The sequence below is a fragment of the Desulfovibrio sp. genome, from assembly GCF_018379785.1.
In the GTDB taxonomy this organism is placed as follows: domain Bacteria; phylum Desulfobacterota; class Desulfovibrionia; order Desulfovibrionales; family Desulfovibrionaceae; genus Desulfovibrio.
The window spans coordinates 24,703-30,966 of record NZ_JAGZUV010000033.1 but is presented as its reverse complement, the minus strand read 5'-3'; the positions used below and the strand labels follow the sequence as shown (position 1 = coordinate 30,966).

The 6,264-nt window shown below is 60.2% G+C and carries 6 protein-coding genes; 5 read left to right on the top strand and 1 reads right to left on the bottom strand.

Annotated elements, in window-relative coordinates:
- The coding region (locus KH208_RS08765; RefSeq protein ID WP_291435555.1) for a hypothetical protein at positions 1–1,243 on the bottom strand (1,243 nt) is incomplete at its 3' end.
- 849 nt (positions 1,244–2,092) lie between these two features.
- Between KH208_RS08765 and KH208_RS08760 the strand changes: the two genes are divergently transcribed.
- From KH208_RS08760 to KH208_RS08740, 5 genes are all read left to right on the top strand, one after another.
- Positions 2,093–2,545, top strand: coding sequence for a helix-turn-helix transcriptional regulator (locus tag KH208_RS08760; RefSeq protein WP_291435554.1), 453 nt, complete (start codon positions 2,093–2,095; stop codon positions 2,543–2,545).
- A gap of 207 nt (positions 2,546–2,752) precedes the next feature.
- Positions 2,753–3,799 carry a flagellar biosynthesis protein FlhF gene (locus KH208_RS08755; RefSeq protein WP_291435552.1) on the top strand — a complete coding sequence of 349 codons (1,047 nt, stop codon included), beginning with the start codon at positions 2,753–2,755 and terminating at the stop codon, positions 3,797–3,799.
- Between the two features lie 38 nt (positions 3,800–3,837).
- Complete coding sequence (locus KH208_RS08750; RefSeq protein WP_008683388.1) at positions 3,838–4,650, top strand: MinD/ParA family protein; 813 nt, start codon at positions 3,838–3,840, stop codon at positions 4,648–4,650.
- 167 nt (positions 4,651–4,817) lie between these two features.
- On the top strand, positions 4,818–5,597 hold the full coding sequence (locus tag KH208_RS08745) for a FliA/WhiG family RNA polymerase sigma factor (RefSeq protein ID WP_291435550.1): 780 nt from the start codon (positions 4,818–4,820) through the stop codon (positions 5,595–5,597).
- An 82-nt stretch (positions 5,598–5,679) separates the two neighbouring features.
- Complete coding sequence (locus KH208_RS08740; protein ID WP_291435548.1) at positions 5,680–6,060, top strand: chemotaxis response regulator CheY; 381 nt, start codon at positions 5,680–5,682, stop codon at positions 6,058–6,060.
- Positions 6,061–6,264: the final 204 nt, after the last annotated feature.

Sequence of the window (6,264 nt, the reverse complement as noted above, 5' to 3'; positions counted from 1 at the left end):
TTCTTCCCTCTTTATTGATCGACAGAGAATCACCGGTCAAAGTCAGATTCTGGACCTGAAGGCTGCCGTTGGCATCCACTGTAATCGATTTGCCGTCACCCTTATCGCCCAACGCCGAGGTAGCCAGAGTTTCCGCCGTACCCAGACGAATCTTGGCATATCCGTCCCTGTCATTGCCACTGTTATCGGGATCGTAACCGACATAGACCTTGCCTGTCCCGGCCGTCAGCTCCGCCAACGTCATGTTGTTGTTCAGATTAAGTTCGCCTTCAACATGCAGGGTCCCCGCATTGCTCAGCGTGCCGCCGTTGAGATTGTATTCCACGCCCTTATTGATGTTCAGCGCGCCGGTGGAAGCCACCGCCACCGTGCCGCCGGTCTGGTTGACCGTGGAAGTTTCGTCACCGGCGTACATAAGAGACGCTCCCCGCGTCACATCGGACTGGAGCAGGAGATTGCCCGCAACATTGATCTTGCCGTCCGTAATATTCAGCTCTGGGCCGGTGGTGATGACGCCGTATTTTCCGTTCACCACATTGATCTGAGCCGTGCCGCCGATGGTGTTCTCACTGGTAAACATGATATGGGCCGCGTTGTTGCCGAAACCGCCGCTGGTGTCGGTGCCCTGCATATTGATGGTGCCGCCGGTAATGGAGAAGTGATTTCCGGCGAAGAGCTCACTGTTGATCTGCATGTTGACGGTGCCGCCGGTGATGTCCATGCCCTTGTAGGCGCCGATGTAGGCGGCATTTTCCCAGGCCGCGCCCGCTTTGCCGGTCAGCTCCACCGTGCCGCCCTCAATGCGCGCGGTGTTGACGTCCATGCTGGTGTACGCGCTGCTCCCGTCCACGGTCAGCGAGCCGCTCTTCATGGTCACGTCCATGCCGGTCGTCACGCCGGATTGCCCGTCATAGTTGTAATGCACGAGGCGAGCGCCATTGCTCAGCGACAACGCGCCGCCGTCAATAGTCAGCGTTGTGGTGGCGACGTTTTTGCCGCCGCTCTGATCCTTATCCGGAACGATGTCAAAGAGTGTGCTGACATTTTCAGTTTTGCTTGTGCCTATGGTAACCGTCTCCCCATCCCAGGGGGCAGGTACGGGAGCCGCCCCGGCCATGCCCGCCGCGCCCACGGTCAGCGCGCCCGTCAGGGCCAGGGTGCCGAACAGGTTCAGCAGGCGGCATTTTTTAAGCACAGCCCGATATTTATTGACAAGATTGCCGATAGCGCCCTTCGTTAGCATAGCATACCTCCCAGGAGCATCCGCTCCTTAAGAATTCATACGGAGCCCAATGCTCCCTTCCTTTGCCGACAGATGTACTGTCGGTTTCCGGCTGGGCTTCGAGAATTTGTGGGAGAGCTATCTTTGTGAAATAATGAATATTTTTATAAAGTAGAAATTGGGAATTTTTTATCAGAGATATGCTATTGCAAATTTAGGCGGCTGAAAGTATCATTATTCAACAACTCATTGACAGTACATCTGTCGATGAATTGTATACATATCCGCTGGATATGCGTGAGGACATTTTTGATATCTGTCGGAAGTGCAGTGTAACATGCCGTTTTTTCTGCTTTTCAGGTCCGGAATAAGGCCTCTGGCCTGAGCGGCCCCGGTGCGGACGGCATGAGGCCCCGCGCGACCCCGGCTTCCGGGCCGGGCTCCGCCGCCGTGAGAGTGCAAAACAAGACCACGCGTTTTCGGCGCGTCTGAAGCCTTCCGGTCTTTACCGGCCGCAAAAAAGGACACGTCCGGAGAGCCCGTACGGGCGCTCCGGCCCCAGAAAGGATGTCAGCGTTTCGCCGCCATGCCGCCTCCTCTCCGGGCCGTCCGTCATCCTGAAGGATGCGCGCGGCAGCAGCCGCGCCGGACGGAACCGGACATTGCTTTCCGAATGCGGGGCGGGTAAAGTCGGCTTGCGAAATACGAACTTTTACCGCCCGCAATCTCTGGTTAGAACAAAATTTCAGCCAATTCAACTGAAATATTGACCAGAAAGTAAAATATGTCCTATTAATATTCTGAAATTCTATTTTTGTTCCAAAATTTCAGTCAGATAGGATAGATCTCCGGGCGACGGAAATTTATTCTATGGACACGCTGGGAGCACGCATCCGTCTGGCGCGCGGCAAAACCCCGCAGGGGGCTTTCGCGGCCTTGATCGGCGTCAGCAAGGGTTCGCTGGGCGGCTATGAGCGGGACGAAAATCTGCCCAACACGGACGTGGCCCTGAAAATTTGTCGGCAGACCGGATTTTCAGTCGAATGGCTGCTCTCCGGGCGCGGCCCCATGCGCGCCGACGCCGCGCCCCGCCCGCGGGAATCAGGCCCGCCGCCGGAAACGGCCGCGCCGTACTGCGCGCGCTGCCTGAAGCTGGAAGAAAAGCTGGAAAAGCTGGAAGAGGAACGGCGGGAGCTGAACACGGAAAACCGCCGTCTCTGGAAGGAAAACAGCGACCTGAACGCGCGTGTGGCGCGCCTGGAAGAGCAGCAGAAAAAAGGCGGCCCTGCGGGAAATGCTGCTCGGGATTGTTCCGCCGCCTGAACGGCTTTTTTCCGGGGCCGAAACAAAAACCGCCTCCGGGGCTTCTCATCCGGGGTCGAAACAAAAACATCCTCCTTTGTTACGGGAGGACGTTTTTATTTTGGCCCCTATTTTGCATTTCTCTTTTCGCCGTCAGACAAGCGACACGGCGGACGGCACGCACAGGCAACAACCGGCGGCGCAAGCCGCGAGGCAAAGGAACGGACCATGCAGGTAAAGACATTCACCGGCGCCACATCGCAAGAGGTTCTTGCCCGGATCAAGGCTGAAATGGGGCCTGAGGCCGTCATCCTGGGCAATCGCACCTACCGCAAAAACGGCGTGGTCTGTCATGAAATCACCGCCGGACTTGAGCGGCAGGCCCCCGGCGAAGCCGCTCCGGCTTCGGGCGCGCCCAGCGGTTGGGGCGAATGGCACAAAGAGTGGATGCAGATCAAGGATCAGCTCTTTGCCCTGATGAAGCCCGCCATCCAGTTGGAGCGCCTGACCCCCCGGCAGCGCGTGGCCTTGGAGTATCTGCAACGCGAGGGCGTTTCCGACGCCGTGGCCGTGGATCTGTACAAGCGCCTGCTCGCCGACCCCGGCGCGTCGGTGCTGGAATGCCTCTGCGGCATGGTGCCGGTCAAAGCCTGGGGCCCGGCGCAATGGAGCCAGCGTGTGCATCTGCTGGTGGGGCCTTTCGGCTTCGGCAAAACCAGCACCGGCCTGCGCTTTGCCCTGCATCTGCGCAAAAACGAACCCGAAGCGCGCATCGCCTTCATCAACGCCGACTGCCTGCGCGGCAACGGCCGCCTGACCCTGCGCCACTGGGCGGAGCTTTCCAACTTCACCTATATGGAAGCCCCGGACAGGGCCGGCATGGAACAGGCCCTGGCCGCCGCAAAAAACGCCCGCGCCGTGTTCGTTGACGTGCCGGGCCTGGCGCGCGGCCAAAATCTCGCCCAGTGGCGGGCGGACATGGGCCTGGACATGCCGGAGACCGCCACGCATCTGGTGCTCTCTCCCTTTTGCGACGCGCTTCAGACACAGGAATTTTTACGGCGCTATCAGAGCGACGGGCCGGGCAGTCTGGTCTGGACCAAACTGGACGAGGCCGTGAGCTTCGGCAGCATCGTCAATGTGGCCTGCGCGGCCGGGCTGCCGGTTTCGGCGCTGTCCTTCGGCGCGGAGCTCAAGGAAAGCCTCGCCCCGGCCACGGAACCGCTGATCTGGCGGCTGATCTTCAAACGGCAAATCCCCGGCCAAGCGGCCTGAGCCTGACCGGGCTCATACAAACAATGCGGAGCAGACAGATGAGCGGCACATTCCCCCTGGTATTTTCCGTCACTTCCGGCAAGGGCGGCGTCGGCAAGACCAATCTTTCGGTCAACCTGGCGCTCTGCCTGGCCCAGCTCAACAAGCGCGTGGCGCTGATCGACGCGGACCTGGGACTTGCCAATGTGGACGTGTTGCTGGGCCTGACCCCGCAGAAAAATCTTTTCCACCTCTTCCACGAGGGCGCGTCACTGCGGGAGATCCTCTTTCCCACGCCCTACGGCTTTTCCATTCTGCCGGCCTCCTCGGGCGTGAGCGAAATGCTCACCCTGTCCACCGGCCAGAAGCTGGAACTGCTGGAAGCCGTGGGCGAGCTGGAGGACGAGCTGGATTATCTCATTGTGGATACCGGCGCGGGCATCAGCGACAATGTGCTCTATTTCAACCTGGCCGCCCAGGAACGGCTGGTGGTGCTCACCCCCGAACCCACGTCGCTGACCGACGCCTACGCCCTGATCAAGGTGCTCAAGCTGACCCACGGGGTGGAGCATTTCAAGGTCTGCGTCAACATGGCCCCGGACCTCAAGACCGCCAAGGACATGTTCATCCGTCTGCACCAGGCCTGCGACCACTTTCTCAGCGGCGTCTCCCTGGACCTGGTGGGCGTGATTCCGCGCGACACGGGCGTGCGCAAGGCCGTGGTGCAGCAGCTGCCTTTCTGCGTCAGCGAGCCCCAGAGCCCGGCGGCCAAAGCCGTGATGCAACTGGCCAGAAGCATTACGGCCTGGGAAGCGCCGAAAAACCTGGACGGCAACATCAAATTTTTCTGGAAGAAACTGCTCTTTCATTGATACCCGCGTCACGGCGGCATGCAAGAGAATGAAAGCGATACGATACAATACTCTCAACGGGATTATTACTCCGTCGTCCGGCCGGGCGGGCTGAGGACGGCGGCAACACAACGCGGCATGCGGGCATGCCGGAGGAAGAAGAGGCACGAACCGGAAAGGAACACGACATGAAAACCGGCACAGCGCAAGCACAACAGGCAAGTCCCTGGGAAGCGCTTGAAACCGGCGCCACAGCCTGGGAGGATTTCTCCTCGGCGGAACAGGAAGAGGTGGTGCGGCACTACGCGCCCAAGATCCGCTTTCTGGCTCTGCGGCTCAAATCCAAGCTGCCCCGCAGCGTGGAATTGGGCGAGATGATCAGCTCCGGCACTCTGGGCCTCATGGAAGCTCTGGGCAAATTTCGTCCGCAGTTGGGCATCCGCTTTGAGACCTACGCGGAAAACCGCATCCGCGGGGCCATGCTGGACGAGTTGCGCCGCCTGGACTGGTTCCCCCGCTCTCTGCGCCAGCGCGTGCGCGTGCTGGACGAGGCCATACGCAAAGTGGAGCACGAGCAGGGCCGCCAGGCCACTGAAGAGGAACTGCAAGACATCACCGGCCTGGAACTGCGCGACGTGCGCCAAGGCCTGGAAGCCCTGCAGAACCAGCTCTGGCTCTCCCTAGACGCCATTCAGGACACCCTGGCCGGCGACGGGCCGGAAAGCGGCGGCGAACCCTACAGCAACACGGCCCTGCGGGAACTTGTGGAACGCGTGGCCCCGCTGATCGAGCGCTTGACGCCTAGAGAAAAGTTGGTACTCTCATTATATTATACAGACGAATTAAACATGCGTGAAACGGCTGAAATCATGGGTATTACCGAAGGCCGCGTCTCGCAGTTGCATTCGCAGGCTCTGGGCCGCCTGCGCAAAGAGTTTGCCAGTCTGTACGGCGCCGCGGAAATGTAGCGGAACCGGACTGCGGCCTTTGCGGCGCGGACGCGCCAGCGTCTCCGGCTGTTTCGCCCGGATCGTCGAAGGAGTATATGTCATGCCTTACAATCCCAATATGCGTGTCCTCGTCGTGGATGACTTTTCCACCATGCGCCGTATTGTGCGCAACATTCTGCGCCAGCTCGGCTTCAATAACGTGGTGGAGGCCGACGACGGCACCACGGCCTGGGAAGTTCTCAACCGGGAAAAAATCGAGTTCATCGTTTCCGACTGGAACATGCCCCAGATGACCGGCATCGACCTGCTGCGCAAAGTGCGCGCCAGCGAGCAGTTCGCCGACATTCCCTTCCTGATGGTCACGGCCGAGGCCCAGCAGGAAAATATCATCGAAGCGGTGCAGGCCAAGGTGTCCAATTACATTGTCAAGCCGTTCACCGCCGACACCATGAAACAGAAAATCGACAAAATTTTCCCCTAGCGCGTGCCGCGCCCGGAATCGCGGTGTGAGGGCAAAGCCATGCCGCCGCCTCCGGGCTTGAGCGGACCGCCGTCACCCGCAGGACACGCCCGCGCGTTCACGGCTCGCGCCCTCGCGCGGGCCCGCCGCATCCTGAACGCGGCAGCGCCGTTCCGACGGAATTTTTCCGGGCCTCTCCTGCGTGCATAACCGCAAGATGCGCCG

Excerpts from the sequence above, each read along its gene's own strand:
- KH208_RS08740 (WP_291435548.1), top strand. The coding sequence starts at position 5,680 with ATGCCTTACAATCCCAATATGCGTGTCCTCGTCGTGGATGACTTTTCC.
- KH208_RS08750 (WP_008683388.1), top strand. The coding sequence starts at position 3,838 with ATGAGCGGCACATTCCCCCTGGTATTTTCCGTCACTTCCGGCAAGGGC.
- KH208_RS08745 (WP_291435550.1), top strand. The coding sequence starts at position 4,818 with ATGAAAACCGGCACAGCGCAAGCACAACAGGCAAGTCCCTGGGAAGCG.
- KH208_RS08760 (WP_291435554.1), top strand. The coding sequence starts at position 2,093 with ATGGACACGCTGGGAGCACGCATCCGTCTGGCGCGCGGCAAAACCCCG.
- KH208_RS08755 (WP_291435552.1), top strand. The coding sequence starts at position 2,753 with ATGCAGGTAAAGACATTCACCGGCGCCACATCGCAAGAGGTTCTTGCC.